Annotated in this window: 1 protein-coding gene; it reads right to left on the bottom strand. The window is 42.1% G+C overall.

Annotation, left to right across the window (positions count from 1 at the left end):
• Nucleotides 1-233: Spy0128 family protein (locus HMPREF2542_RS06365; protein ID WP_148129464.1), on the bottom strand; the 233-nt coding region annotated here is incomplete at both ends.

The following is a 233-nucleotide window of genomic DNA, read 5'->3' on the forward strand; positions in this document are numbered from 1 at the left end:
TCAAACTCAAACTCGTCTTTTTGTAGCTGACGGCCTGTCAGAATTTTATTTACCTCTAATCGGGCAAACGTTTTTCCTGGAGTGTATTGGTTGATAAAGGTTGGATCCTTCGTCTCCTCACCAGCTTTCGAATAAGTGATCTTTGTAACTTCAAGCTTTCCTCCCTTATCTTCGACAGTTACAGTTGCCGAGATAAGATTCGGTTCATATTCAACTCCTGGAACATCACCAGC

The organism is Streptococcus sp. HMSC034B05 (assembly GCF_001809055.1).
GTDB lineage: Bacteria > Bacillota > Bacilli > Lactobacillales > Streptococcaceae > Streptococcus > Streptococcus constellatus.